At 66.1% G+C, this 24,399-nt stretch carries 23 protein-coding genes and 2 pseudogenes; 10 read left to right on the top strand and 15 right to left on the bottom strand.

Translation table 11 applies throughout. The features are described 5' to 3' along the window. Positions 1-14 precede the first annotated feature (14 nt). From AMK34_RS13205 to AMK34_RS13190, 3 genes and pseudogenes are all read right to left on the bottom strand, one after another. Positions 15-719 carry a DUF6308 family protein gene (locus tag AMK34_RS13205; protein ID WP_083649852.1) on the bottom strand — a complete coding sequence of 235 codons (705 nt, stop codon included), beginning with the start codon at positions 717-719 and terminating at the stop codon, positions 15-17. Positions 720-1,418: 699 nt separating this feature from the next. Then, positions 1,419-1,859 (bottom strand): annotated as a pseudogene (locus tag AMK34_RS13195) (histone-like nucleoid-structuring protein Lsr2). Between the two features lie 4 nt (positions 1,860-1,863). After that, positions 1,864-3,642: a DUF6119 family protein gene (locus AMK34_RS13190; protein ID WP_083649851.1), complete on the bottom strand. Its 1,779-nt coding sequence runs from the start codon at positions 3,640-3,642 to the stop codon at positions 1,864-1,866. Positions 3,643-4,121: 479 nt separating this feature from the next. Here AMK34_RS13190 and AMK34_RS42660 point away from each other — a divergent pair, with 479 nt between their 5' ends. From AMK34_RS42660 to AMK34_RS13175, 4 genes are all read left to right on the top strand, one after another. Next, a complete protein-coding gene (locus AMK34_RS42660; protein WP_143202445.1) occupies positions 4,122-5,237 on the top strand; it encodes a hypothetical protein in 1,116 nt (371 codons plus the stop codon). A 138-nt stretch (positions 5,238-5,375) separates the two neighbouring features. After that, entirely contained in the window at positions 5,376-5,519 is a 144-nt protein-coding gene (locus AMK34_RS43165; protein WP_198941675.1) for a hypothetical protein, read from the top strand. 82 nt (positions 5,520-5,601) lie between these two features. Then, positions 5,602-6,498 carry a GNAT family N-acetyltransferase gene (locus AMK34_RS13180; protein WP_073845492.1) on the top strand — a complete coding sequence of 299 codons (897 nt, stop codon included), beginning with the start codon at positions 5,602-5,604 and terminating at the stop codon, positions 6,496-6,498. Next, positions 6,495-7,349, top strand: coding sequence for a phosphotransferase (locus AMK34_RS13175; protein ID WP_083649850.1), 855 nt, complete (start codon positions 6,495-6,497; stop codon positions 7,347-7,349). The genes AMK34_RS13180 and AMK34_RS13175 overlap by 4 nt, the downstream gene beginning before the upstream one ends. Positions 7,350-7,481: 132 nt before the next feature. On the opposite strand, the gene AMK34_RS42655 is transcribed toward AMK34_RS13175, so the two are convergent. The 5 genes from AMK34_RS42655 to AMK34_RS13150 all read right to left on the bottom strand — a co-directional run bounded on the left by AMK34_RS42655 (position 7,482) and on the right by AMK34_RS13150 (position 12,979). Then, on the bottom strand, positions 7,482-7,892 hold the full coding sequence (locus AMK34_RS42655; RefSeq protein ID WP_143202444.1) for a hypothetical protein: 411 nt from the start codon (positions 7,890-7,892) through the stop codon (positions 7,482-7,484). 448 nt (positions 7,893-8,340) lie between these two features. Further along, the gene (gene cutA / locus AMK34_RS13165; RefSeq protein ID WP_241832759.1) at positions 8,341-8,766 is read right to left on the bottom strand and encodes a divalent-cation tolerance protein CutA; all 426 of its coding nucleotides are present in this window, start codon (positions 8,764-8,766) and stop codon (positions 8,341-8,343) included. 446 nt (positions 8,767-9,212) lie between these two features. Beyond that, on the bottom strand, positions 9,213-9,701 hold the full coding sequence (locus AMK34_RS13160; RefSeq protein WP_083649849.1) for an ACT domain-containing protein: 489 nt from the start codon (positions 9,699-9,701) through the stop codon (positions 9,213-9,215). 185 nt (positions 9,702-9,886) lie between these two features. Then, entirely contained in the window at positions 9,887-10,195 is a 309-nt protein-coding gene (locus tag AMK34_RS13155; protein ID WP_073845489.1) for a hypothetical protein, read from the bottom strand. A gap of 6 nt (positions 10,196-10,201) precedes the next feature. Continuing rightward, positions 10,202-12,979: an AfsR/SARP family transcriptional regulator gene (locus AMK34_RS13150; RefSeq protein WP_073845487.1), complete on the bottom strand. Its 2,778-nt coding sequence runs from the start codon at positions 12,977-12,979 to the stop codon at positions 10,202-10,204. A 118-nt stretch (positions 12,980-13,097) separates the two neighbouring features. Here AMK34_RS13150 and AMK34_RS13145 point away from each other — a divergent pair, with 118 nt between their 5' ends. The 5 genes from AMK34_RS13145 to AMK34_RS43160 are packed head-to-tail and all read left to right on the top strand — an operon-like array spanning position 13,098 to position 17,716. Further along, complete coding sequence (locus AMK34_RS13145) at positions 13,098-13,769, top strand: hypothetical protein (protein WP_143202443.1); 672 nt, start codon at positions 13,098-13,100, stop codon at positions 13,767-13,769. Beyond that, a complete protein-coding gene (locus AMK34_RS13140; protein WP_143202442.1) occupies positions 13,766-15,439 on the top strand; it encodes a PrsW family intramembrane metalloprotease in 1,674 nt (557 codons plus the stop codon). Before AMK34_RS13145 ends, AMK34_RS13140 begins: the two co-directional genes overlap by 4 nt. Next, positions 15,439-16,320, top strand: a complete 882-nt coding sequence (locus tag AMK34_RS13135; protein WP_073845481.1) for a hypothetical protein — start codon at positions 15,439-15,441, stop codon at positions 16,318-16,320. Before AMK34_RS13140 ends, AMK34_RS13135 begins: the two co-directional genes overlap by 1 nt. Positions 16,321-16,351: 31 nt before the next feature. Next, entirely contained in the window at positions 16,352-16,843 is a 492-nt protein-coding gene (locus AMK34_RS13130; protein ID WP_143202441.1) for a hypothetical protein, read from the top strand. A 30-nt stretch (positions 16,844-16,873) separates the two neighbouring features. After that, entirely contained in the window at positions 16,874-17,716 is an 843-nt protein-coding gene (locus AMK34_RS43160) for a hypothetical protein (RefSeq protein ID WP_073845477.1), read from the top strand. Positions 17,717-17,868: 152 nt separating this feature from the next. On the opposite strand, the pseudogene AMK34_RS43460 reads toward AMK34_RS43160, so the two are convergent. The 6 genes and pseudogenes from AMK34_RS43460 to AMK34_RS13100 form a co-directional block, all read right to left on the bottom strand. Further along, a pseudogene (locus AMK34_RS43460) lies at positions 17,869-18,097 on the bottom strand (transposase); the annotation flags it as partial. Positions 18,098-18,101: 4 nt separating this feature from the next. Beyond that, complete coding sequence (locus tag AMK34_RS13120) at positions 18,102-18,698, bottom strand: TetR/AcrR family transcriptional regulator (protein ID WP_073845475.1); 597 nt, start codon at positions 18,696-18,698, stop codon at positions 18,102-18,104. After that, complete coding sequence (locus AMK34_RS13115) at positions 18,698-19,975, bottom strand: amidohydrolase family protein (RefSeq protein WP_073845473.1); 1,278 nt, start codon at positions 19,973-19,975, stop codon at positions 18,698-18,700. Before AMK34_RS13115 ends, AMK34_RS13120 begins: the two co-directional genes overlap by 1 nt. Further along, positions 19,972-21,507 (bottom strand): FAD-dependent oxidoreductase, encoded by a 1,536-nt coding sequence (locus tag AMK34_RS13110; protein ID WP_073845471.1) that lies wholly within the window; start codon positions 21,505-21,507, stop codon positions 19,972-19,974. Before AMK34_RS13110 ends, AMK34_RS13115 begins: the two co-directional genes overlap by 4 nt. Beyond that, positions 21,504-22,400 carry an alpha/beta fold hydrolase gene (locus AMK34_RS13105; protein WP_073845469.1) on the bottom strand — a complete coding sequence of 299 codons (897 nt, stop codon included), beginning with the start codon at positions 22,398-22,400 and terminating at the stop codon, positions 21,504-21,506. Before AMK34_RS13105 ends, AMK34_RS13110 begins: the two co-directional genes overlap by 4 nt. Beyond that, positions 22,397-23,191 (bottom strand): alpha/beta fold hydrolase, encoded by a 795-nt coding sequence (locus tag AMK34_RS13100; RefSeq protein WP_073845467.1) that lies wholly within the window; start codon positions 23,189-23,191, stop codon positions 22,397-22,399. The genes AMK34_RS13105 and AMK34_RS13100 overlap by 4 nt, the downstream gene beginning before the upstream one ends. A 59-nt stretch (positions 23,192-23,250) precedes the next feature. On the opposite strand from AMK34_RS13100, the gene AMK34_RS13095 reads away from it, so the two are divergent. Beyond that, a complete protein-coding gene (locus tag AMK34_RS13095; RefSeq protein ID WP_198941674.1) occupies positions 23,251-23,940 on the top strand; it encodes a TetR/AcrR family transcriptional regulator in 690 nt (229 codons plus the stop codon). On the opposite strand, the gene AMK34_RS13090 is transcribed toward AMK34_RS13095, so the two are convergent. Continuing rightward, on the bottom strand, positions 23,903-24,151 hold the full coding sequence (locus AMK34_RS13090; protein WP_073845465.1) for a hypothetical protein: 249 nt from the start codon (positions 24,149-24,151) through the stop codon (positions 23,903-23,905). The genes AMK34_RS13095 and AMK34_RS13090 overlap by 38 nt on opposite strands. Positions 24,152-24,399 lie beyond the last annotated feature (248 nt).

Below are 24,399 nucleotides of genomic sequence, written 5' to 3'. Positions count from 1 at the left end.
TTGGTGAGTCACACCTACCCAGGCTCGTCGGTGTCGATGTGAGAGCCTGCTGCACGCATCCACAGCACGACATCGAGGCAGCGCAGCAAGCTGATGTCCTCGATTCCGCTGGCTTCGTCCCGGAGGCTCCGCAGCCCGTCGACTCGCTGCGGATCGCCATCGAACCAAGTCCAGAGGCATTCCCAGAAGCTGTTCGGTGCGCCGAGCAGTCTTTCCACCCTGCTGTCGTAGACCGGGAGCAGGCGCGGCCGCTTCCGGGCGAGCAGCTTGTTCGCCGTCACCCAGCGGTTCGTGCCGCCGCACCGTCGCAGGAGCGCATGCAGTTCCGCGGCCGGCGAAGTAGTCGCATATACCCGCCACGCTGCCTCGTGTATGTCGATGTCGACCGGCAGCTCCGCGAGCAGCCGAGCGATATCGTCGGCGTAGGTCACCATGGTGTCGAAGGCGACGTCGGGCAAGCGGTGCGTGATGCTCAAGTAGCTCAGTGCCAGGACATCGGCGCTGGTAATGCAGTTACGGACGTGCGGGAGGTCGCCGCCGCCCTCCAGTCGCTCGAAGCCCCTGCCGGTGTAGAGCCGCCCGGTAGTGGCGTCCTCGTTGAAGTAGCGGCGCAGAGCGTTGAGGGAATCGCTCCGGCCTTCTCCGAGCACGAAGGAATCAAGTAAGTCGTGCTGGCCGCGGTACGAAGCCGGATCCGGAGGGCGCTGCGCAGTCGTCATCGCGACCGGTCACTAGGCTGGCGAGGTGCCCGCTGTTCCAGCACGTCTTCCGTCGGACGCGACCTGTCCCCAACAGGTTCATTGAGGGTATCGGCGTCTCGCCGATGGGCAACGACGATACATCCGACCGCCGCCAGCAGCCAAAGTGCTGCCAGGGCTGCCGCCCAGGCCGCTCCAGTCGATAGCGCGAGGTAGAGCTGGATGAGCGCTACGACGGCGTAGGTAACGGCCAAGTCGCGCCAAACGTGCTGGTCGGACATCTAACTCCGCCTCCTGCCGCCAGACTGCGGTAGTGGGGAGTCGGTGTCGTCGCCGGGCACGTTACGACGGAGGAACTCTCGCCGAGAGTTCGGCTGGCCGCCCGTTCAGAACCTTCGGCCTTCGCTGTAACAGCGAAGGCCTGGTGCGCGAGCTAGTGAGCACGCTTTCAGTGAGGCGCCCCGGGAAACACCAGACCAGGAGCGTTGAAGAGATGGGCCTACGCGACATGTTCAAGAAGGAACCTGCGCAAGCGAAGCCGGAGGATCTGGCGTGGATGACCAGCGTCTTCCTCGGGATGACCCACCTCACACCGAGGCTTGGTATGTCCTCAAACACAACCGCGTGGCGGTGTCCAAATTCCCCGACGGCCCTTGGGTTGCAGGATAAGGCGTAGCCGCCGCGCCATGTCTCTCAGATGGCGCGGCGGCCGGGCGATCGTCAGCTGTCGGCCTTCTTCTTCCGCGGAGCTCGCTTGCGTGCCGGCTTCGCCGGAGCTTCCTCCACCGGCTCAGGTTGAGCGTCATCGGCCTGAGCGTCGAGGGCCCCGGCGCTGTCGAACGCCTCGTAGATGTTGCTCGGGATGCGGCCGCGTTCGGCAATCGGGTAGCCGTTCTCTGTCGCCCAGGCACGTACTTGCAGGTTCCGCTCACGGTCCGTAGCGGTACGGCTGCTGCCGTTTGTGGACTGGCCAGCGGCGACCCGTAGCTTGCGCCCGCCGGTGCGGGTGCCCGCTGCGGTGTAGCGCTCGAGCAACTCGCGCAGTGCCTCAGCATTTTCATCGGAGAGGTCTATCTCGTACTGCACACCGTCGAGCCCGAAGGGCACCGTCTACGTCGCTTCGCCGCCGTCGAGATCGTCGATGATCGGTTTGACGTCCAAAGTTTCAGCTGCCTGTCGGCTTCTTCTCAGACTTGGTGTGCGCCAACCGGAACTGACGTTGATTTCGTTTCATCTCGTTCTTTGTGGCGAGTATCTCGCGGCGCGCAATATGTGAATAAAGCCGACGTTTCTCAAAGTCTTCTGGAATGAACTGCTGCTTTGTGGAGCATAGCACAACATAGGTTCGCGTGTATGAGAACCATGAAAGAAAACTCCGGAGTGTGACCTTCTTGTTGTGATCGTCTTTACGCCATTTTTCGCTATAATAGCGTGTCAGCAGCTTGCGCTCGTCACGAAGGTCGGCCTCGATGACATCCGAGGCGACAAGAATCTGAGAGCAGGCATCTCTCATGCTGTTCCCGAACCCACTCTTCGTCTGGATGATGTAGAGGCGCTTGGACTCCTTATCCACCTTGAGTAAATCGAACAGTTCAATATCGCCACGGTTAGCGTTGGCGAAGATCTCGTCCCCAAAGTAAAAGTCATCTTCATCGGCCTGCAAGCTGTTGAACTCGCTCTCAGAGCCGCTCGCCCAAGGTAGAAACGACAGCTCAGAATCGAGAAGGATTGGCTCTTCCGCATTGAACACTTCCTCAATGAAGTCGTTCTTCAGGTTCTCCAAGAAGTCTCCGAGACTTCGATACCACACCTTGTCGATTCGAAAGAAGGTTTGCCCGTCGAGATCGACCTGGCCATGCAGGAAGTCCACGAGCTTTCTGTAGATCTTTTTCGATCTATCATCTGGGTCGATCCTGTAGCTCAGTGAAAGTGTCAGAAACTTCTCAACAAACACACTGGTGTCGTCCAAAGAGTCCTTGAGTTTTCGCGTGATTTGCGGCACTAGGTCTACAAAGTCGGGTGCGCTTTGTCCGAGATTGGCGCGGCTCAGCCTAAAGTCGGATCCCGCGTTGAACGCGACGATATCGTATGGGTCGAGGACATCGATATCTGGTACCTCGCCATTTGCGAGCGATTTTCGAATATTTTCAACGAAAGCTCGGGTGAGATCGCCTTCCAGTCCCTTATCGTTTCGTACGGGGTACAAGTTGTCGAGGAAGGATAGCTGTCGGAGGCGTTCTTCATCGGGTTCCGGTAGGGCTTCCAGTGCTGTGATAAGCTTTGTGATCTCAACGAGATCGAGCTTCTGCCGAAGAACGAAGGACGACTTTATCTCCAGGGCGGGCGGCTTATCGGGGTCAATAAGGCCAATGAGGGGGCTGCCCTCCGGTAGTTGGCCAGCATCGAGCCGGCCCACCAGCTTCTTCCACACCGTGTCGACCGCTTCGCTTTTGTCGATGGAATAGGCGCGGCGGTACGTCTCGGAGCGACTCGTTCTGGAACCGATCATATCGCGCACATCGGTGGCGGTGAAGCTATTCGATATTAGCTTCTTGGCGGAGTCGAAGGGGAAGCTGTAATCGACGGCATCGGCAATAACTCGAAAGCCTCCGCCCGATGTGACGGCGTAGAGCGATGACTTGGTGGCTATGAATAGGCAGGCGTCGACACCGCGGACGTGAAAGCGCCTGTCATCACCGTCTGGGTTCAGCAGGTATTCCCGTACGAACGGCAAGAGACCCTCGCTGTGGTTGCTACGCATGTAGAGGTCGACCTGGAAGCCTTCGATCGTTTGTTTCAATGGGACAGGGGTGAGCTCCTGGGCCGGCTCCCCAGCGAGCCGCTCTGCGTACTGTTCGAGCACACCTCTTAGTCGGGCCGCAGGTTCAACGCCATCTGGCAACGTCACTTTCCAGATGGCGTTGTTCGATCGCTTGGCGTTCATCTGGGCCACCCTCCGCCGTGGTCGGGGAGGTTGTCACCTTGTGGACGTACCACCCCGGTGAAGCAGCCAGTCAATCGCTGGCCGGCCGACGCGTTGAGACGGCTATCGAGCTGGTCGTGTGGTGACGGCAGGCTGTTACGCTCAGGTAGCGCTCCAGCCTTGAAGATCACTGAGATGGCGTGACACACGTGTTCGAGTGACGCCCCCCTTTCCTTGTGACCCGCGTCCTTGCAAATAGATTACGCCTACTTGCGCTCGGCATCTCGGCTGGCCTGGTGGCTGAAAATGCGCAGAAATAAACTTCTGTCACGACCCGTATCTATCCTCGCCGCATTGAGCAAGAGTCTTTCTTGCTAGAATGCGAGTCGCGTTTGACTCATTTTCAATGAGGCGTAGAGGGGTAAACTGTGCACGTCGCTTTTCATTTCCTCGAAGAGAATGCTGATGCGTCCGAGGATTTTCTTACTCCTCTTAGGAGGATGGAAATCGTCGCCATTGAGGGAATTCTAGCTACAATCCCAGCTTACAGACAGCATGTCAGAATTCGGTCAGGTAATCCTGGTGTAAGCTACCTGCCGCGGCAGCAGTCGCAGCTAGCTGAAGCAGTCCATGCTTTGCTGGGCGGCGATACAGGTTGGCGCTCAATTCAAGACCTCGAAAGTTTCGCTCACCTTATTACGAGGACGCCTACTTGCTCGTTGATAGTTGAGGGAATAGCCCTCGAAGATGCTGTACTATTAGACGGGCGTTTGCGGAGTAGGTCAGAGTACTTTGGTGTGATCCAAGTGCGAAACGACAGCCGCTTGCAATGGGCGTTCTATATGGCGGTACTGCCGCTGCGATATCGGATTCACTCTGGAGTCGTGAGTCTCCTCTATTCAATGATGGACGATCCCGAGGTGGCTGGAGAGGATCTGCGTGATCATGACTGGAAAAAGACGATCGCGCGCGAACTTGCCGGTTCGGCGCTGAGTGTCGATTTTGCCAGTACTGGCCTGGAGGATACTATTCTTGACCCGCGCGATAGCATTCAAGATGCTAATCGCGCTGGTCGCATGGAGCGAATACTGGGGAGCGCGTTCTCGCATGTGGCTGACGAAATATACTTAAGGGCTCGTCAAATAGACCCGGGAATTATCGAGATCTTCGACGTTGCTCTCAGGACGCTCGAGGAGCATGACAGTGCAGAGCAGCTATCGCAGGTCGCTCTCTCGTGCCGTCGACTACTGGAGCGACTTGCTGATGCGCTCTACCCGGCGACAGATGAGGTGATCGACGGTCGAAAGATGACTCAGGATCGATATATTTCAAGATTGTGGCAGTACGTGGCGTCACGGCTGACTAAATCGAATGCTGACGTGATTCAAGTCAATCTCAAAGACGTGGGCGCCCGGATTGACAAACTCTACGCCGTGGCAAATAGTGGACTGCATGGTGTTGCTATAGCGGCGGCGATTCATAGACTTCTCATTAATCTGACCACGCTCACATTTGACTTGCTTGTAATTAATGACTTGAATGCTGGCGCTGCTCCAGGTTATGAGCGAGAACAGGCTGCTCGAATCGCAAGGTTCGTATTGAGTGAAGACATGTAACTCGTTAGGCTAAAGAGCGGCGGTGTCAATCAGGGGGATTTTCTTGTTGGTTGTCAAGGGTTTAAAACAACGTCTGGCGGCAATTTCGACGGCAACGCGGACTCCTCGGTGGAGGTACCGCTGGGGTTATGGAACGCTATGACCGCTGTTGCCGTGGAGATTCAGTTCGGCGCGCCGGCCGTCGAGAAGCCGATCGAGGAGATCGAACTCGTCGACGACCTGGACGTGCTGGTCGAATCGTCGAAATGCAGCTGCAACGCCGGCGACGACAACCCGTACTGACCCGTGCACGTCCCGGTGACCATCGGCGTGTCACCGCCCCGGTGGTCACCGGGCGTCTCGGCCGTCCGGGTAGCGTGCCGCCATGCGCTTCCGTCCGCAGTGGCTGCGCCGTGTGCTGCACGTCCCCTATGTCCCCACCCTCGGGCCCGTGCACCCGGACACCTTCGAGCCGGCGGTCTTCGACGAGGTCCTCTCCGCCGCTGCCGCCGGGGTGATGCTGCCCTTCGACAAGGAAAGCCGCTGGTCGGCGACCAAATCCGAAACGGTGCTGACCGACGAGATCGTGCACCGCCCCGACCTCACGATCATCCCCGCCTTGACGCGCCGGGGGAAAGCGGCGATCAAGACCTACGTCTACAGCCAGGGACGGCCCGACATCGTGATGCTGCGTGAGGCGACCCGTCGGTGGCGTGTGGCGCACGGCGCCCGGGCCGGGCGCCTCGTCTGGTTCCACCCCGGTGAGTCCGCCACCACTCCGGAGACGGCGCCGTCCACGACCAGGATCCTGCTCAAGGCCTTCGACGCATCACCGGCAGCCGGCGTCCAAGGGACCGCGCATTCAGTGGTGCTCGACCTGGACCGAACCTCCGCGCCGGTGAGGGCCACCTTCCGGGATTTCGCCGGGCAGCTGCCCGGCACGGGATTCGAATTCCTGCATCGACGCTGGTGCGACGGTCTGGTCGACGGGCCGATCCTCGTCGCCGTGGCGGACGAGCGGATCGTCGGAGCGATCGGGCCCCTGGCGACGATGGCCGACCGCCACGGCGCGACGGCGATGCTGCCGCAGTACTTCGGTGTCCTGGCCGAGTATCGCGGACACGGACACGGCCGTGCCCTGTGGCGATATGCCGCCGCCTGGGCCGAACGCCACCTGGCCGACTACCAGTTGCTGCAAACCGTCACCGGCGGCCCGGCGGACGGACTGTTCCGGTCCGAGGGCCTGAGCACCCTCGGCTTCGCCACCACGGTTGCGGCATGAACACCACCTCGACCGCGCGCGGCATGCTGAACGACACCCGAGAACGTACCCTCTGGCTCGACCTGCCCGTCGCCGTCCGTGACGCGGTCGAGCGGGAGACCGGGACCGTCCAGGCCGTGGACCCGGTCAGGTCCGGGCTGAACGCCGGTTTCACGGCGATTGTGCACGCCTCGAGCACCTCGGTGTTCGTCAAAGGCATGCCCACCGAGCACCGTCGCATCGCCACTCAGCAGCGCGAGGCCGCGGTCGCCGACCGTATCGCCGGTATCGGTCCAGTCCTGCGCTGGCAGTTCGAAGCCGGAGGATGGAACATCCTCGGCTTCGACCACCTTCGTGGACACCACGCCGACCTGGGCCCCGGCTCCGCCGACCTCGGCAAGCTGGCCGACGTTCTCACCCGCCTCGGACAATTACCGGCACCCGGGCTGCCGCTGGCGCGCATCGAGCGACGCTGGGCGGGCTACGCCGATCAACGCGAACTGGCCGTGCTGGCCGGTGACCGGCTCCTGCACACCGACCTCAACCCGCACAACATCCTCATCACCACCAGCGGTGCCAAGATCGTGGACTGGGCCTGGCCCACCCTCGGCGCCGCCTGGGTCGACCCCGCCTGCGCGGCCCTGTGGCTGATCGCCGAAGGCCACTCACCTGCGGCCGCGGAGAACTGGGCCGCTGCGATCCCCGCCTGGCGGGAAGCGCCCGCGACAGGAATCGACGTCTTCACGACGGTCAACAGGAACCTGTGGGAACAGATCGCCGACAACGATCCGCAACCGTGGAAAGACAAACTCCATCAGGCCGCCCAGGCATGGAACGAATACCGCCTTCGGCTTCACCGGTCAGATTCGTAGACCGGACCGAACGGCAACGCCCAGCCGAGCGACTCGGTCCTCCGAAAGATCCCGGCTTCGCATACGTTCCAACGCCACGCGGCGCTCGCGCTCCGCTCAGCCTTGGGTGGTGTGAACCGGGCTGGTGGGGTGCTACGTGGTGAGCATGTCGCTCGTGCAGGATCCCCTGTCTTTCACCTGCACATACACGTACACCCTTTGCCCTTCAGGCAGATTGAGATCCTTTCTGTCGGTCTCGCCCGGGGAGGCGGTCGTGCTCCAGATCACCGTCTCCACGCCGTTGGACAGCCGCCGAATCAGCTTGATGTACCCATTGACGCTGGTCGTGTTCGTGTAGTCGACGATTTCGTCCAGAGCATGGAACTGCACTCCCAGTTGTGCTCCGCCACCGCTCCAGTACCGGTGGACGCGCCCGGAGACACCGCCCGGATCCCCATCGTCGGGCTGAAGTTCTTTGCTGCACTTCCAGGACCCGCGCTGTTCTGCAGGCGCCCGGCCAACACCTTTCTCCGTCGCTGATGCCGGGCCGATGGGACCGGCCAAAGCCACTCCTGTGGCCAGTACTGCAAGGAAGACCGCTCGTTTAAGCATTTGTTCCTCTCTCCGGTAAGCCGCCGCGTCTGAGTCGTCGACGTACCCAGGAGAATGAGACCAAGCGGCCGGCTGCGGACACCCCTTTGCGGCACAGCGAAAACACCACCTCTTGAACTCGGGCAAGGGATGTCGCCGGCACGTGAAACTGACCTCTGAGAGTTCCCCGGGTTCGAGGCCTCAGGGGTCGAAATTAGCGTTCGGCGCCCGCCGCCAGGCCGAACCGCTCGTGCCCCGGTCGCCGACCCGCGCGACGACAAAGGCGCCACGCTGCGACCGATCTCCGGCGCATAGAACAGCGAAAGCCGCTGCTGGACGGAACTCCGGCGGCCGTTGCGTGCCGTCTCGCCCGCCACCGTTCGACCCCGGCAGGCGCCGATCTCCTTACCAGGCTGAAGGTCTAACTGCGTCGGGTGGACTCCTCGGCCCATGCCAAGTAGTCCGCAGAGCCGCGGACCAGCTCGACGGCCGTCACCTCGGGCTTGTCCCACGGATGGTTCGCGATGATGTACGCCTCCAGCTCGGCGTACCTGGCATCGGTCGTCTTGAACGTCACATTGAACTCCTCGCCCCGTCCGCTTTCACCGAGGTGCCAGAAGAACGACGTAACCGGCCCGACGACCTGCGCGGTACCAGCGAGACGCGCAGCGACGGCCGCGCCCGCCAGCTTCTCGCCGGATTCCCGATCTGGGGTTGCTGTTGCCACGACAAGAGACCAGCCGAGCGCGCCGCGCGCCGAGTCCAGTTCGTCGGACATGCGCCCTGTTGGCCCGCCGGCGCGCTTCCGGCGCTCAAGGTACGGGGTGATCGTTGAGCCGAGCAGCATCGAGCCACAGTCGGCGACGATCTCAACGCCTCGCCGTACGCGCGCATCGCCCGTCCCGGTTAGAGGGCCTCTCGCCCAGACGTGCATCCACTCGTGGTTCACGATGGCGTGGCACGGTGCCGTGTCCGAGATCGTGATTGTTCATGACCGCCACGCGGTCGCAGGACGGCCCACGGGGCGGTCAACAGTCAACGGCAGCAGGCAACGTCGGTCGTCGCTTACCGGTCAGGCCACCGCTACAGCGCCCGTGAGAGTCCTGCGACCACAACACTAGCCACTGGAGGCTTGACGATTCGAGTCCTCAAGAGACATTTCACCCGAAGCCCGGGCGCGTCTGGCGATGCGACGAGCGCGAGAACGCACCGCCACCACAGTGGTGATCAACTCAAGCTTCGGAGCATCGACAGTACGCCTGTTCGGCCTGAACCATGCTCGCCGCGCGTATCTCAAGATGGCCTCTGCCTCGAGGCTGACGCCGCGGCCCTGCTTCTGGTCGCCTCACTCGCACCGGCCGGTGCACGCAGGAGGAACTCGTCGACCACGCCGTCCTGCACCGCTAAGACCTGCATCGACACGATGTCGTACCGGTGCGCCGCCAACGCGGCCGTCACCCCGGCCAAGGCACCTGGCACGTCACGGACCGTGACGCGGATCCGCCACGCCACGCCCGTTCCCGCTTCGTGTTCGTCCGTCGCGCCGAGACTCACCTTCTCTCGCGGACGGTGACTCCACCATCGCCGCAACGCGGAGGTGGCGATCAGGAGCAACCCGAGCCCGAACAGCACGACCGGTCCGGCGCGATTGAGCGACAACGTGCTGACGAACAGGTGGGCCACACCCGCCGCGATGAAGAGCGCCGCGAGTTCGATCAGCTCGCGCCCCATCGAGGTTTTCGCACCCGCGGCGGTCCCCGGTCGCCCCTCCGATTCCTTCATACCGCAAGCTTCCGCTGCCTCCTTTATCCCCGGCGTATCCTGCTGTCACGATTCAGTTAACGCTCGGCGCACCAGGCCGGCGCCTCCAGTGGCGGGCTCGAACCCCGTGCCGCGACAACGCCCGCCGTTTCGTGTGGTGACCCGTTCGGTGTCGTCGTCATCCACGGCTTCAGGCGAAAACCGCTTCACAACGGCCTTCGAGGCTCGATTCGACGGATTTCGAGCGGCAGCGGATCGGGCTCCAGCGAAGGGTCTTCGCTTGTTCCAGGCGGCCGATGACGCGAACGGCCGGTGAACTCGGTGCCCACGCCCGACCACGGCGTGACGTCCACAGAGGACGTCAAGAGCAGCAGTCCGTCCACTGTGGATCGATCGGCCGAGCCGTGCGCGGCCGCCGCGAGGTCGCGGACCGTCATGCCCGCGGTGCACGGGATACGGTGCTCGCGTAGCCGGTCCTTGGCCAGTGGTACCCCGGCGAGCCATGCCGGCAGCACCGCCGGCTATCGGCGCGCGCTCGTGTCGAGGAGTTTGGCTTCGATCTCGACGGTGTCGGGGTGTGCCAGTGGTTCAAGGATTTCGAGTGCTCGGGTCCACGCGTCGCAGGCTCCGGGGTGGTCGCCTGCGGCTTGTAGCGCGTCGCCAAGGTGGTCGAGAGTAGTCGCTTCCAGATAGGGACTGCCTAGTTCTTGGAACAGGGCGAGTGAGTCGCGGAAGCCCTGCGCGGCTTCGGTGTACTGGCCGAGATTGTGGTGTGCGCGTGCGAGGCAGTGGAGGTTGTGGGCCCGGCCGTCTCGGTCTCCGATGCGGTCCAGTAAGGGTTTGGCCTCGCTGCAGCGGGCAAGGGATTGGGCGTGGTGGCCTGCTTTGCCGTGATACCAGCCGATCGCGGTGAGCGTGAATGCTTCCCATGCATGGTCGCCCGCTTCGCGGCATAGCCGTAGAGCGTGGTTGGCGTGCCGCAGAGCCCGGGTGTGGCACTGCTGCAGGTCGTAGGCCGAGCTGAGGGAGAAATGGGTGATGGCCATACCCATGGTGTCCCCGAGGCTGGTGTAGAGGTCGAGCGCGTGCCGCAGGTTCTTCAGGGCTTGGTCTTGGTCGCCCACCAGGATTTCGGCCCTGCCGAGCAGCTGGCGGCTGGTGGCTCGGGCGAAGTCGTCATCGAGGCGGTCGGCGGCCGCCAGTGCCGTGCGCTGGGACTCGGCGCGGTGCGCCAGATGACCTCGCCTGCTCAGGTAGGTGCTGTGCACCCAGGGCAGCTGCCAGGCGTGCACGTCGAGGCCTGCGCGGACGGCTGCCGCCGTCGCGGCGAGCAGGGTGTCGTGCTCCGTGGTGAGCCAGTGCATGGCCTGGTGGTAGTCGTTGACGGGCGGATGTGGGACGTGGTCTTGTGCGTTGGCGAGCACGATCGGTGGCCAGTGCGGCGCCAGGTGCCGTTCGGCGGCGAATCCGGTGTGGAGGTAGAAGTCGAGGCATCGGTGCAGTGCGCTTCTCCGTTCCTCGTCGGTGTCCTCCCGCTCAGCCAGTTCGGCCGCGTAGACGCGGAGCAGGTCGTGTGAGCGGAAGCGACCGGGGCGGGGCTCGTCGACGAGGTGTGTCCGTATCAGTTCGTTCAGCAGGGTGTGGGTGCGGGACGTGTCGATCCCGGCCAGCGCGGCCGCGGCGAACCGGCTCGCGTCGGGGCCGGGGTGCAGGCTCAGCAGCCGGAACAGCCGGGCCGCCTCGGGGCTCAGCGTGCGGTACGACCAGGAGAACACCGCTCGCACGCTCGACGTGGTGCCGTCCGCTTCCAACGCGTCCAGCCGCGCTCGCTCGTCGCGCAGTTCATCGGCCAGGGCGCTCAGCGGGAAGGCGGGGTTGGCCACCGCGCGACCCGCCACTACGGCCAGGGCCAGCGGGAGCCGGGCGGAGTGCGCGAGAAGTCGCGCGACCGCGTCGGGTTCGGCGGTCACCCGGTCGGGTCCCAGCCGCCTGACGAGAAGCGAGACGGCCTCGATCTCCTCGAGCACGGTCAGGCGGACGGGCACGGCTCCCTCATGGGTGACGAGATCGGTGGCCCGCTCACGACTGGTGATCACCGTGAGGCAATCCGCCCCACCGGGAAGAAGGGGCCGGACCTGGTCGGCGTCGTAGGCGTTGTCCAGTACCACCAGTGCTCGCCGACGGGCCAGCAGACTGCGATACAGCGCGGCCCTCGCGTCCTGGCCGGCCGGGACGTGCTCTGCCGGCACGCCCAGCGCCTCCAGGAAACCATGCAGTACATCGGCCGGAGACAACGGCTTGCCCACTCGATCGAACCCGCGGAGGTTCACGTACAGCTGCCCGCCGGGGAACCGCCCGGCCTCGCGATGCGCCCAGTGCAGCGCCAAGGACGTCTTGCCCGACCCTCCGGTACCCGTCACCAGAACGACGCCGGCGGCGTCGTTCCGCGCCTTGTCGAGCAGACCGAGTTCACGGGTGCGGGCGACGAACCACGGTGACGCCGCCGGTAACTGCCGTGGCACCGGCTCCTGGTTCTGCTCCGCCCGCTGGGCGGCGGGCGGAGGCGGCACCTGCGAGGCGAGCATCTGCTGATGCAGACGTCGCAGGTGATCGCCGGGCTCGACGCCGATCTCCGCCACGAGCCGGGCGCGGAACGTGCGGTACCGCGTCAACGCCTCCACCCGGCGCCCGCATCGGTACAGGGCGAGCAGATGCTGACCGGCGAGTCGCTCGTCGAACGGGTTCGCCGCTGTCGCGGTGGTCAGCTCGGCCAGCAGTTCGGCGTGCATCCCGAGGTTCAGTGCGACGTCGTGGCGCTCGACCTGGGCGGTGTACCGCTCTTTCTGCAGCTGGTCGCGCAGCGCCGCCAGCCAGGGGCTGTCCAGCTCGTCGAACGGCACACCTCGCCAGAGCCGCAGCGCGCGGTCGAACAGGGCCAGCGCTCGCCGGCCTTCGGCGGCTTCGTGAGCCTGCCCGAGCAGACGCCTGAAGAGGTGCAGGTCGACGGTTTCGACGTCGACCTCCAGCACGTATCCGCCATTTCGGTGGGCGATGTCGAACCCCGCGACGTCCCGCAGGGCCGTCCTGAGCCGGAAGAGGTAGCTGTAGAGGGCGTTCCGAGCTTGGCGAGGGGCTCGCTCGCCCCACACCCTGTCTTCCAGCTGGGCGGCGGTCACCTTGTGGCCTGCCTCGGCGAGCAGGACGGCGAGGACGGACCGCTGACGCGCGTGCCCGATGTCCAGATCCTCTCCGTCGAGCCGAACGCGAACGTCGCCGAGGACGGCGAACTCGACCTCCACAACACCTCCCTCTCTACCTGCGAATTCAAGATTAGCGCGAGATACGTACAGGACTGATCACCCACGGTAGTAGTCCAAGGCCGACGCACGGAGCGGCCTCAGGACGGAGGACGAACGCATGAGGCTTCACCCCGGTGGACCGGTGCCGCAGTCGGTCATCGCCGTGGTCCAGCCGGTACTCGTGGTCGCGTCGTCGCTGGCCGGGGCCTGGCTGTGCGCGCACTCGTCGCGCGTGCTGGGCGTGGTCCTGCTCGGCGTCGGCTTGTTGCTCTGGCTGACGTCCATTCTCCTCGCCGCGCCTTTGGGGTGGGTCATTGCGGGTGCGGCGGCCACGGTGATCGCCGCTTTCGCGGCGTGGGAGGGGGTGAACGACGCGGCGTTGTCCGAACGCGGCGTCCGCACGTCCTGCACGGTGCTCGACATCCAGACCCGTCGCGTGCCGATCCGTACCTATGACGGTGAGCAATGGAGCACGACCACCGACACGTACTACGACCATCGCCTCGCCTGCTCGGAAGAACGCGAGGAGAACGTGTCTCTGTCATACCGTGCCGCCGGGGAGGGCGCCCGGCTGGACGTCGTCTACGACCCCGACGGCGCGGTCGCGACCCAACCTGCCGACGCGGTGTCGGACGGAACCCCTTCCGCGTGGGTCGGTGGTGCCTCGTTGCTGGTCGCCGTGGGCGCGCGCGTGCTCGGGGTCGTGCACGACGCGCGGCCCTTCGTCGGCCGCGTTCAGCGGGGGAGAGATCGGCGGTCTCGGTCGCCGGAAGGGGCACGTCCGTCGTGACCCGGGAACTCATCCGTGCTTCCGGAGGCAGGGGCACCGGCCGGACTGCGGGATACGAACCTGATCCACACCGGCGGATCTTGGTGATCTGCGCGGTGATCGGCGGCGTCCTCGCGCTGGTGCCGTTTCTGCTCTTCCTGAGCAAGCCGGCCTTGGAGATTCAGGCCGGCGCGTTCTCCGAGAGCTTCGGAGCCGCGGCGAGTACGCGGTCCCGGTCGTTCACTGCCGGGTTCCTGGTGGTTATCCGGCTCCTGATGCTCTTCATCCTGTATCGAGCGGTCCGTCATCGCCGGCTCGCCTCCCCCGACGCACCGGTGACGCGTGCTCTGGTAGTCATGGCGGCGGCGCTGGCCACGCTCTCCGCCTTCCATCTGATGGTGGCGGCCGTGCAGTTCGTCCGGCCGGAGTACCAGGTGTCGGAGATGGTCTCCGCGAACATGAACGCCGGGCTCAGTGCCCTGCTGCTGGCGTGCCTGATCCTGGGCGGCGACCGGCTCCACCCCAGCCGTGCCGCCGACGGTGAGCGACTGCGGCGCCGGGACAGGAACAGTCAGCTGTGGATCGCACTCGCGTGTGCTCTGCCGCCGATCGCGCTTCTGATCAAGATGATCCACGCGAGGGCCGAGAGCGGGGCGGACCTGGTGTCCGCGGCGCTGCTTTCGCTGCCCACGACGGCGATCGCGCTCTGGGCCGTGCACCGGATGCAACGCCATCGGCGGATGCCTTTCCGGCTCCTGATCGCCGGATTCGGCTGGGGTGCGACGGTGGCCGTCGGATACGGAATGGCGCTTCCGGTCCTGTACAACTCCTTGAGCGATCAATTGCTGGGCTTCAACCGGTTCGTTGCGATCATCGACGGTGTCGAAGTGCCCGTCTTCGAGGAATTGGCCAAGGGCGTCGGCGTGCTGCTGATCGCCGTCGTGGCGCGGCGGTGGGTCACCGACCTGGTGTCCGGTCTCGTCGTCGGTGCCAGTGTCGGCCTGGGGTTCAACTTCCTCGAATCCATGTTGTACATGTCCGCCCCGGGCACGGGCGGCGCCGTCTATCAGCACTGGCTGCGGCAGGTGGTCGGGATCATGCTGATGCATGTGGCCTTCTCGGCGCTGGTCGGTGCGGCGATCGGCGCCGCCCGGCAGATGCGGAACCCGAGGACAAGGCTCGTCGTGATCTGTTGCGGCCTGCTGACCGCGATCTGCGGCCACTATCTGTACAACAGCCTGATCTCGTTGCTGCCGTTGAAGTTCCGGGTCAGCGAGCCGGTGTTCGCCATGGTCGTGTTGCCATTCCTGGTTCTGCTGCTGCTCAGCCCGCTCCTGGTGATGTATCTGGTGCTGCTGCGCCGTGGCCTGCGCTACCAGAGCACCGCGCTGGCCATCGAACTCCGGCACGAGGCGAACAGTGGGCACGACGCGGTCACCGCCGCCGAACTGCCGGTGCTGCTCAATCCCGCACGCAGGTTCCGAACCCTCGTCGACGCCTTCCTGCGTGGTGGGCCGCTTGCCTATCGCCGGCTGTCCCGCCTGTACCAAGCCCAACTCGACCTGGGCATGTGTCACTGGCACCAGGCACGTCAGGACCCCGACGGGGCGGAGGTGGACTTCACCGATCTGCGGCGGCGCATCCAGGACCTCAAGGCCGGCCACGAAATCCGCACAGGACGGGACCGCTGATGCGTCAAACGCTCCGGAGGGTCGGGCACGTCGTCACCATCGTGCTCGCCGTGCTGTTGCTCACTCCCGCGACAGCGGTCGCCCGGTGCACGGGTGGCCTGGTCAACACCCTTGGCTCCACGGGAGACGACGGCTGCGGCGGTAGCTACCCGGCGGTCGGCTCCGCCGTCGCGGTGGCCGCCGCTCTCGCCGTCGCCGTCGGCCACGCCGCGTTCAGTTATGCCCGAGGCGGGGCCAGCGGGAAGGTCGGCACCGGCGCCAAGATCGGCATTGATCCGACACCGGAGTCGATCGCCCATGGCACGGTGCGGATGGAGGAACACCCTGACTTCGCGGCCGAGACGGCAAAGGTGGCGGCGATGGGCTTCACGATCGTCGCGGTCGAGAGCGACCCTTCGGTGGCGATCCGCCGCTTCGTCGGGCTGGCCGGGGAGACGATCAGGACCGACCTCGAGCTCAGGCTTCGACCAGGAATGCGTTATCTGGACCTGGAGCACGAACTCGGACACATCGACCAGCTCTTCGACCCGAATCGCTTCCCTGAAGGCCCACCGCCGAGCGAGATCGTCACACCGACACGGAACTCGCCGTTGGGCTACAAGCGAGCGTTCAACCAGAGCGGGGTATTGACGATCAATCAGAACGCGGTCCTGGAATACCACAACCGGCTGCAGGAACTGCTCTGGCTCAGCGAGCGTGGCGTCCCGCCGGACGTCATGCGGGAGCATCTCGCCGGAGCCGGCGACTGGCTGGACCGCTACCGCAAGGCCACGTCCGGACGCCAGGGGAACAGGACGATCGGCTGGCAACGCCGGCATTTCGGTGACCTCCGGGAACTTGAGCGGCGGGTGCGTTCGATGCGCGCCCATCTACGGCCCTGATCGCGGTGACGAGCAGGAGGAAGGTGGCACCGTGCAGGTGACTCCCAAAGCGGACTACCCGGTGGAAGTGCGTTCTCGGCGCTGGGAAGTGGATGGCCCTCAAGCCGTGCTCCACGAGGGCATCTGGGACGTTCTGCTCAACAGAATGGTGACAGTGTCATTCGTTCCGGACATCGGTCAGCCGGTCCACGATCGCGCTCGATCGCCGGCCGGCCTCGATGAGATCACCACCGAGCGACAGGCTCGGCTGGAAGCCGCCATGTTCGCCGACTACACGGTGACGCCGAACATCGAATTGGCCGGCCGCACCATCCGGTCACAGAACACATCCTGGCGCGGCTTGGTGTTTTACGTCGACCCGGCCGAGTACGCGCGACTGGCGGCCGACCTGCGGGCACTCGACGTCGTGGGCGCCACGGTCTCCGAACTTCGCGGGCACCCGGCCGTGGACTTCGTCGAACGTATCGTCGCCTCGCCCGAGTTCGCCGACGAGGATGCGTTCTGGTTGCGCGGAGAGGACTGATGGCGGTCAATGTGCTGTTAAGGAGAAACAATGGAATTCGACTTCTATGTCACCGATCTCGGGAGCCTGCTGGGCGGCTGGACGGTCAACGTGGTCGGGGCCGAACTGAGTAAGCACAGCCGGTTGCTGTGCGCCGAGGTCTCCCGTTCGTCGTACTCCACTTCGGACAGACTCGTCAGAGCCGGTCGGGAGGACCGGGATCGCTGGTGTTCGGCGACGCGCCGACTGCTGGCGGAGATCCACACGCTGCAGGAACGTGAGGAAGCCGTCAGCCTCCACCGGCGGGCGCCGTTTCGGGGTGGCCTGTGGTGGCGGATCAAGTACGCGCGGCGGAACTGGTTGCTGCGTAAGGGATATGGCGCGGCGAGCGCGCGGCTGCGGTCGGACTTCGCCGCTGCTCTCGCGGACCACCAACAGAGCATGGATGACCTTCCCGCGTACCTGGAGGAGTACGCCATGCGGGAGAAGGAGCGCAAACGACGAGAAGATGAGCAGGCCAGGAAGAAGCGTGCGGAGGCCATCGCCGACGTGTCCGGTCCGGTGTGGGCCTACGAGATCCGCAAGCATCCAGGCGGGCGCCGCAGCTTCTGGATCTATCTGAGGAGCCTGGACGTCGGAGGCGGAAGTATGCACACCGTGCAGGAGGTGCACGCCGCGCTGACCGCGGAACGGGCCGAACATCGCTACACCGGCGTGTATTGGGCGCAGGAGACCGCTCGCGCGTTGAAAGAGAAATACGAGACCGTGGGATCGGGATGGGCGCGGCTCACCGGCGAAGTGATCATCCCGCTTCCCCACGACCCGAGTGATCCACCGATGTGGTCGAAGTACCACGGCGGTCCCTCGAGCAACTACGGAAGCGGCAGTTTCTGATGAATCCAGGCGGCGGACAAGACCGTCGTGCTGGATCACGGGCGTGGTCACTCGAACGGACAAGTACCGCCATGGGTCTCGACTTTGTTCCGCTGATCACCTGCGTATCACTGGAGGCGGTTTCGAGCGATCGTCGCACTGGCGTCGATCTTTTAAGATCCCATCGCGCCTTGGAAGACCTCGAGCGGTGTTCGCCAGTCGAGTCCCTTGCGTGGTCGGGTGTTGAACCGATGCTCGATGGCGGCCAGGTCGGCAGGCGTGTGGATCGAGAGATCGCTGTGTTTGGGCAGGTTGTCGGCGAGCGAGGCCGTTCGCGTTCTCGTTCGTCCCGCGCTGCCAGGGTTTGCCGGGGTCCCGGCGGAAGAATTTGACGGCTGCGGCGCCGTCATCGAGAAGTTCGGTTTTCGGCATCGGATGCATCGGCCCCGACGCGGGGCCCGGCCAGGCCGTAGAGCACGAGGTTGGTTACGGTGTCGGCGACGCGGCCGTCGTCGGTGGGCAGCGCGTGGTTGAGTCCGGCGAGCATGGCGCCCACGGCCGCCGCCAGCAGCTCGGGGTCGCCCGGCAGCGGCTCGCCGCGATCGCGCAGGTCCTCTAGATGCCTTCGCAGTGGTGCGGTCCGGGTGGTCAGCTCGTGCCAAAGGCGTCCGGAAGCCGGGGCGGCGGCGATCGCCGACTGCAGCAGCGCGATGAGCGTGGGGCGGTGGGTGCGCATCGCGGTCCAGCAGGCCGTGACGTGCTCACGGATCGGGTTGTCGCCGGCCGGGCCGGGTACCGCTGTCTCGGCAAGTTCGCTTCGCAGCGCGGTGAGGAGCTGTTCCTTACCGCTGAAGTGGGAGTAGAAGGACCCGGCCGCGCGCCCGGCCGCGGCGGCGATGTCGGTGATCTTGGTGTCGAGATAGCCGCGTTCGGAGAACAGCCGCTTCGCCGCGGCCAGCAGGTCCGATCGGGTCCGGCCGGCGAGTTCGGCCCGCGTGCTCATCAGCCCGGGAAGTGGGGGAGGAGATGGGCTGCGGATTCGTGGAGCTGGGCTCGTATGGTGCCGAGGTCGACGTCGAGGAGGGTGTGGTCGCGTTTGCGCCAGCGTCCGGCGATCATGACCGCTTCGATGTCGGCGGCGGTGGCGTGCAGGGCGGTGGCGATCGGGTTCGGTGCCGGGGCGTCAAGGACGATGAGGTCGGCTTGCATGCCCGGTTCGAGCCGGCCGACGCGGTCGGCGAGGCCGAGTGCGCGGGCGCCTTCGACAGTGGCCCAGGCGAGTGCTTGCTTGGCGGTGATCGTTGCGGTGTGGGAGAAGGAGCCGGTGGTCTGCCGGTGGTGCTCGTGGTCGTGGCCGCGCTGGTGTGCCAGGGCGATGCGGGCTGCGGAGAGCACGTCGGCGGGGGTGATGGCGTCGGTGTCGGTGCCCAGCGACGGTGCGGCGCCCAGCCGGAGCAGGTGCCCGGTGACGGGGAACCCGTGGCCTTGGCCGAGTTCGTTCTCGGGCGTGCTGGTGAGGGTTGCGCCCGCGTCGACCAGGGTTTTGAACCAGTCGTCGGTGAGACCGGCGCCGTGCACGATGTTCGTGCGGGGGCTCAGCAGCCCGGCGTCCCGCACCGCGGCCCAACCGGGCCCGGGTTCGCCGCCGCTCTGGTGCATCGAGACGACGAGGCCGCGTTCGGCGGCGGCGCGGAAGTCGGCGACCGCGGTGTCCGGAGTGGACAGTTGTGGCCCGCGGACGGCCATGCCGATGGTGAGCAGCGGGCCACCGGACAGCCGGTCGATTTCGCCGACCGGGTGTGTCGCATCGGCCGCGGAGTAGGGGGTGCCGTGCAGGAACACCCCGCGGACGCCGGAAGCGCGGAGGCCGTCGAAGGCGGCGTCTGTGTGCTCCGGGGTGGGCGTGTTGTGGCACCAGTCGCCCACGGTGGTGGTGCCGCGGTCGAGCTGGCTCAGCGCGCCGGCGAGGGTGCCGATGTGCATGTCCTCGGGGCGGTAGTGGCGGGCCGCGGCGCCGTGCATGCGGCCGAGGTAGTCCATCAGCGTCCAGTCGGTGCCCACGCCTCGCAGGGCGGTTTGCCAGGTGTGCAGGTGGGCGTTGACCAGGCCGGGCATGATGATCCGGCCGGTGACGTCGATGATGTCCGCACCGGTCGGGTCGAGGTTTTCGCCGACGGCGGCGATGGTGTCGTCGTCGATGAGGATGTCAGCGTGTTCGGTGTCGGGCCGGTGCGGTGCCATGGTGATGACCTGTGCTCCGCGCAGGAGGATGTGGATCATCCGGCCACCTCCGGGGTCATGGTGCGCACGGCGGCGCGGGTCGAGGTACGGAAGTCGTGGGTCGCGATGTGCCCGAGGTAGCCGTCGGGCCGGACGAGCAGCAGGGCGTCTCTCTCGATCCCGTGAACACGGCGGAAGTCACGCCGGTGATCGGTGAGGACGTGGTCGGCTTTGGCCTCGGCGTCGACGACGACGCGCTGCAGCGGCGCCCCGGCGGTCGGCCAGTCGAGTTCTTCGCTCGCTGCCACGGCTTCTGCGCCGTAGGCGACGACGGTGAATTGCGGCCCCCGGTAGGTGTCGAACAGGCGCACCGGCTTTCCGTCCGTGTCGAGCAGTTCGGTGTCCGGTGCGCGGTCGCCGGCCTGCAGCGTCTTCGTGCGGTCGGTTCCGCTGGGCGCGAGCGGGCCGCCGTGGTATGTCAGGGACAGCTGTTGTTCGTCCTTGCCGCGGCGCAGGCTGGAGGGGTCGAGCTTGGCGAGGCCTTCGTACTTCTTCGTCGACAGGCCGAGCACGCCCGCGGCGATCGGCAGACGTTCGGCTTCGTAGCTGTCCAGCAGCCGCGGGTCGGCGCCGGCGAGGACCTGGCCGAGCTTCCAGCCGAGGTTGTAGGCGTCCTGGATGCCGGTGTTGAGGCCTTGCGCGCCGGCCGGGGTGTGCACGTGGGCGGCGTCGCCGACGAGGAAGACCCGCCCGCGGCGGTAGGCCTCGGCCAAGCGGATGTTGGGCCGGAACACCGACCGCCACCGGATGTCGCAGACGGCGATCGCCCGGTTGCGAGTGTGCGCCCGGATCCGCCGAGTGATCGCCTCCTCGCCCTCGGGCGGCTCTTCGTCCGGGGACAGGCGGATCATCCACTGGAACAGATCCGTGTGCGGCAGCGGGCACGCGCCCACGAACCGGCCCTTCACACCCGGCCAGACGTGCCAGCGGTCGCGGGACAGGCCGGTGGTGGCGGCGTCGACGATGAGCATCCGATCTGCCTCGCGGGTCTCGCCCAGGAACCCCAGCCCGAGGTGTTTGCGGACGGCGCTCGATCCGCCGTCGGCGCCGACGAGGTAGCGAGCGGTGATCCGTTCGGGGCCGTCGTCGCTGGTCACGGTGGCGGTGACCGACGTGGCGTCCAGGGTGAATTCGGTGATTTCCCGGCCGTATTCGACCTTGCCGCCCAGCCGGTCGAGGCGGTCGTGCAGCACGGCGTCGGTGCGGTACTGGGGCATCAGCCGCGTGTTCGGGTAGGGGACGTCGGCGGTGCGGTCGCGGTTGCGGAACATCCGCCACGGGACGGCGACCGGGCCCAGGTGAATACCCAGGCGGGGGTAGTCGCTGCTGCCGTCGAGGATGTCGCCGAGCACGCCGAGGTCGTCGAAGACCTCGAGGGTGCGGGGCTGGAGGCCTTTGGCGCGGGAGCCGTCGAAGGACTGCGGGGCCTTGTCGAGGATCCGGACCGCGAGGCCGCGGCGGGCCAGGTCGATGGCCAGGGTGGTGCCGGCCGGGCCGGCGCCGGCGATCAGGACGTCGAGGGTGTCGTTCATGGTTCGAGCCGTTCCGGGTGAGGAACGGTGAACGACGCGAGCAGGTCGCCGACGTCGTCCGGCCGTTCGTAGGGGGCCATGTGGCCGCATTCGGTGATCACGTGCGTCTGCCGCGGGCGCAGCAACTCGTGGACGGTGCCGAGGTGGGTGATCGGGGTGACCTGGTCGTCGTCGCCCCACACCAGCAGGACCGGAAGCCCCAGCTCGCCGGTCCTGCGGAACAGGTCCTTCCGTTCGTGCAGCGGAAAGTCCTGCAGGGTCTGGAAGAACGCGTAGAGGGAGCCTTCGTAGCGGTAGGCGTCCTGCACCATCGCGACCAGCCGGGCGGAGAGCCCGGGGTCGCGGACGTTGTGCCCGAGGTGGTCTTCCAGGAGGTTGCGGCCGAAGCGCCGGGCGATGAATCCGGCGATGAGATCGTTGCGCAGCAACCGCTGCGGCAGCGGCCGCGCACCCAGCCCGGCCGGGCCCACGATCGTGAGCGTGGCCACGGTCGCCGGGTCCCGGTTCGCATAGGCCATCGCGACCAGGGCACCCATCGACGTGCCGACGACGTGGTGCGGTCCGGTGAGGCCCAGCGCGGCGGTGAGCTCGGCCAGCTGCCGGACGAACAAAGCCTCGTCGTAGCGGCCCCGGACCCGGTCGGAATAGCCGCGGCCGTAGGCGCTGCAGGCCAGGGTGCGCAGACCGCGGGCGTGCAGCCGCGCGGCGAGTCCGTCCCAATAGGACAACGGGATCGTGATCCCGCCGACCAGCACGGCGAGCTCCCCGTCCTCGGGGCCGGTCAGCTCGTAGTGCGTCACCCCGTCGGACAGGGCGACGAAGTCACCGCGCAGGGTCCGGCGCGTGGCCGCGTCAAGCCGGCGATCCTCATCGGAGGCAACGAAGTACTTCATCGCAGGAACTCCCTGATCGCCGTGGCCACCCAGTCCGGGTCCTCTTCCGGCAGCAGATGGCCACCGCCGGTGTGTACGCGCTCGTGGGCGCCGGGGATGTCGCGGGCGAAGTGCTGCCCATCGACGCTCGCGCTGCGCAGGACCAGCGTCGGGACCGCGATCTTCGGGAGGTCGCCGCTGCGGTCGGGCTGGTCGGTGTTGGCGAAGTCGACGAACGCCGACCGGTTCCCCGGGCGGCTGGTCAGCGCGTGCACCCGATCGACCATGGCGTCGTCCACGATCGCGGAGTTCGCGCCGACGGCTTCGCGCAGCCCGCGTTCGGTCGCGCCGCGCGGCAGCCACCGCCGCACCAGCGGGCGCAGCAACGGATTCCGGGCCAGCCGCAACCCGGCGGGCAGCGTCTTCTCCGGGTAGCCCGTGGCGTTGATCAGCACCAGCGCATCCACCCGCTCGGGGGCATCCAGCGCGAGGTTCCATGCGATGTTGCCGCCCAGCGAATTGCCCGCCACGGCGAACTGCGGCACGCCCAGCGCGGTCATGAACCGGGCGATCGTGCCCGCGTACGTGCGGACGCGGTAGTCGCGGTCGGGCCGCGGCCCCGTCCGCCCGAACCCGGGCAGGTCCGGGCGGATGACGTCGTGGGACGCCGACAGCAGCTCCGCGACCCGCTCGAAGCCCTCCAATGACGACCCGCTGCCGTGCAACAGCACCACAGCGGGGCCTTGACCTGCGCGTTCGTAGTGAACGCGCACGCCGTCGACCGAAACTGACCGGGTGTGATTGCTCTTCATAATGGCAACAGTGTTGCCGTTATTGCGGTGGGTGTCAACCTGTGGTCATACTTCTGGGTGTGTCGAAACCCTCCCTGTCAACCGAAGCCGCCGCGTTCGCACGACGATCGCGGGGCCGTCCTGCTGTCCCGCTGGACCGGATCCTCGCCGCGGCGTTGCAGCTCGTCGACGAGGAAGGCGCCGAGGCGCTGTCGATGCGCAGCCTTGCTCAACGACTCGAATCCGGCACGGCCACGCTCTATCGCCACTTCGGCAACCGGGCGACGTTGATCAACCACGTCATCGACCGCGTGTTCGGCGAGATCGAACTCGACTCCCGGACGCTGGCGGAGCTGCGCTGGGACCAGGCCTGCCATGCCGTCGCTCAGGCGATGTTCGACACGCTGGGCCGGCACCGGCAGATCGCGCCCCTGCTGATCGAGCAGACCCCGACCGGACCGAACGCGATGGTGCTGCGGGAACGCTGCCTGGCCGTCCTGCTCGACGGCGGGTTGCCGCCGAGCCTCGCGGCGCGCGCCTACGCCACGCTCGCGCGCTACGTCCTCGGTTTCGCCATCCAGCTCGTCGGTTCTGGGAACGGCGCCGAGCAGGAGCGGGTGTCGGCGCGGTTCCACGACCTGTCGTCCGTCGACTTCCCGGCCACGCGCAGGGTTGCGGACTCCCTGCCGGTGCCGCTGGAGGACGAGTTCGCATTCGGTCTGGAGTTGATCGTCAACGGGCTGCGTCAGCTGCACGCTGCCGCCCGGTGACGTCGTCGGCGCCAGCGGGGTGACGGAGTTCGCCGGGGCCGGTGATGATCAGTCGCAACCCGAATTCGAACGCGTCCTCCGGTGGCGCCGGGAGTGCGTCGGCGACGGCGACCGTAACGGGGAACCGGTCCGGGTTCAGTTGCATCGCGAAGGCGACCTGGGCGCGTCGGCCGGTCGAGGTCGCGTCGCGGCTGTTCGACGATGGTGACACGCGTCAAAGTGCGTCCAGGATTGACCGGGCCCGACAATATCAGCTACAGCGTAGCCATTTATGTTCCTTCCAGTGGCCGCCGCGGCGGGCCGAGCGAGGAGTGCATGCGAGTCGGCCCAGTCGGTCGATCGCGACCGATGACGTCGCGCCGGACGGCGTTCCGGATCGTCGCAGGGCTGGGGCGACCACGGACCGCCGGAAGCGGTAGAGGCGGTTCTGGACAGCGCTGACGCTGATGGCGAGAGTCG

This window comes from Amycolatopsis sp. CB00013 (assembly GCF_001905755.1).
Classification (GTDB): domain Bacteria; phylum Actinomycetota; class Actinomycetes; order Mycobacteriales; family Pseudonocardiaceae; genus Amycolatopsis; species Amycolatopsis japonica.
This window is presented reverse-complemented; position numbering and strand designations above follow the sequence as displayed.

Coding starts and splice junctions, on each gene's coding strand:
- AMK34_RS13205 (WP_083649852.1), bottom strand. CDS start 719: ATGACGACTGCGCAGCGCCCTCCGGATCCGGCTTCGTACCGCGGCCAG.
- AMK34_RS13190 (WP_083649851.1), bottom strand. CDS start 3,642: ATGAACGCCAAGCGATCGAACAACGCCATCTGGAAAGTGACGTTGCCA.
- AMK34_RS42660 (WP_143202445.1), top strand. CDS start 4,122: ATGGAAATCGTCGCCATTGAGGGAATTCTAGCTACAATCCCAGCTTAC.
- AMK34_RS43165 (WP_198941675.1), top strand. CDS start 5,376: ATGACCGCTGTTGCCGTGGAGATTCAGTTCGGCGCGCCGGCCGTCGAG.
- AMK34_RS13180 (WP_073845492.1), top strand. CDS start 5,602: ATGCGCTTCCGTCCGCAGTGGCTGCGCCGTGTGCTGCACGTCCCCTAT.
- AMK34_RS13175 (WP_083649850.1), top strand. CDS start 6,495: ATGAACACCACCTCGACCGCGCGCGGCATGCTGAACGACACCCGAGAA.
- cutA (WP_241832759.1), bottom strand. CDS start 8,766: ATGCTGCTCGGCTCAACGATCACCCCGTACCTTGAGCGCCGGAAGCGC.
- AMK34_RS13160 (WP_083649849.1), bottom strand. CDS start 9,701: ATGAAGGAATCGGAGGGGCGACCGGGGACCGCCGCGGGTGCGAAAACC.
- AMK34_RS13145 (WP_143202443.1), top strand. CDS start 13,098: ATGAGGCTTCACCCCGGTGGACCGGTGCCGCAGTCGGTCATCGCCGTG.
- AMK34_RS13135 (WP_073845481.1), top strand. CDS start 15,439: ATGCGTCAAACGCTCCGGAGGGTCGGGCACGTCGTCACCATCGTGCTC.
- AMK34_RS43160 (WP_073845477.1), top strand. CDS start 16,874: ATGGAATTCGACTTCTATGTCACCGATCTCGGGAGCCTGCTGGGCGGC.
- AMK34_RS13120 (WP_073845475.1), bottom strand. CDS start 18,698: ATGAGCACGCGGGCCGAACTCGCCGGCCGGACCCGATCGGACCTGCTG.
- AMK34_RS13115 (WP_073845473.1), bottom strand. CDS start 19,975: ATGATCCACATCCTCCTGCGCGGAGCACAGGTCATCACCATGGCACCG.
- AMK34_RS13110 (WP_073845471.1), bottom strand. CDS start 21,507: ATGAACGACACCCTCGACGTCCTGATCGCCGGCGCCGGCCCGGCCGGC.
- AMK34_RS13105 (WP_073845469.1), bottom strand. CDS start 22,400: ATGAAGTACTTCGTTGCCTCCGATGAGGATCGCCGGCTTGACGCGGCC.
- AMK34_RS13100 (WP_073845467.1), bottom strand. CDS start 23,191: ATGAAGAGCAATCACACCCGGTCAGTTTCGGTCGACGGCGTGCGCGTT.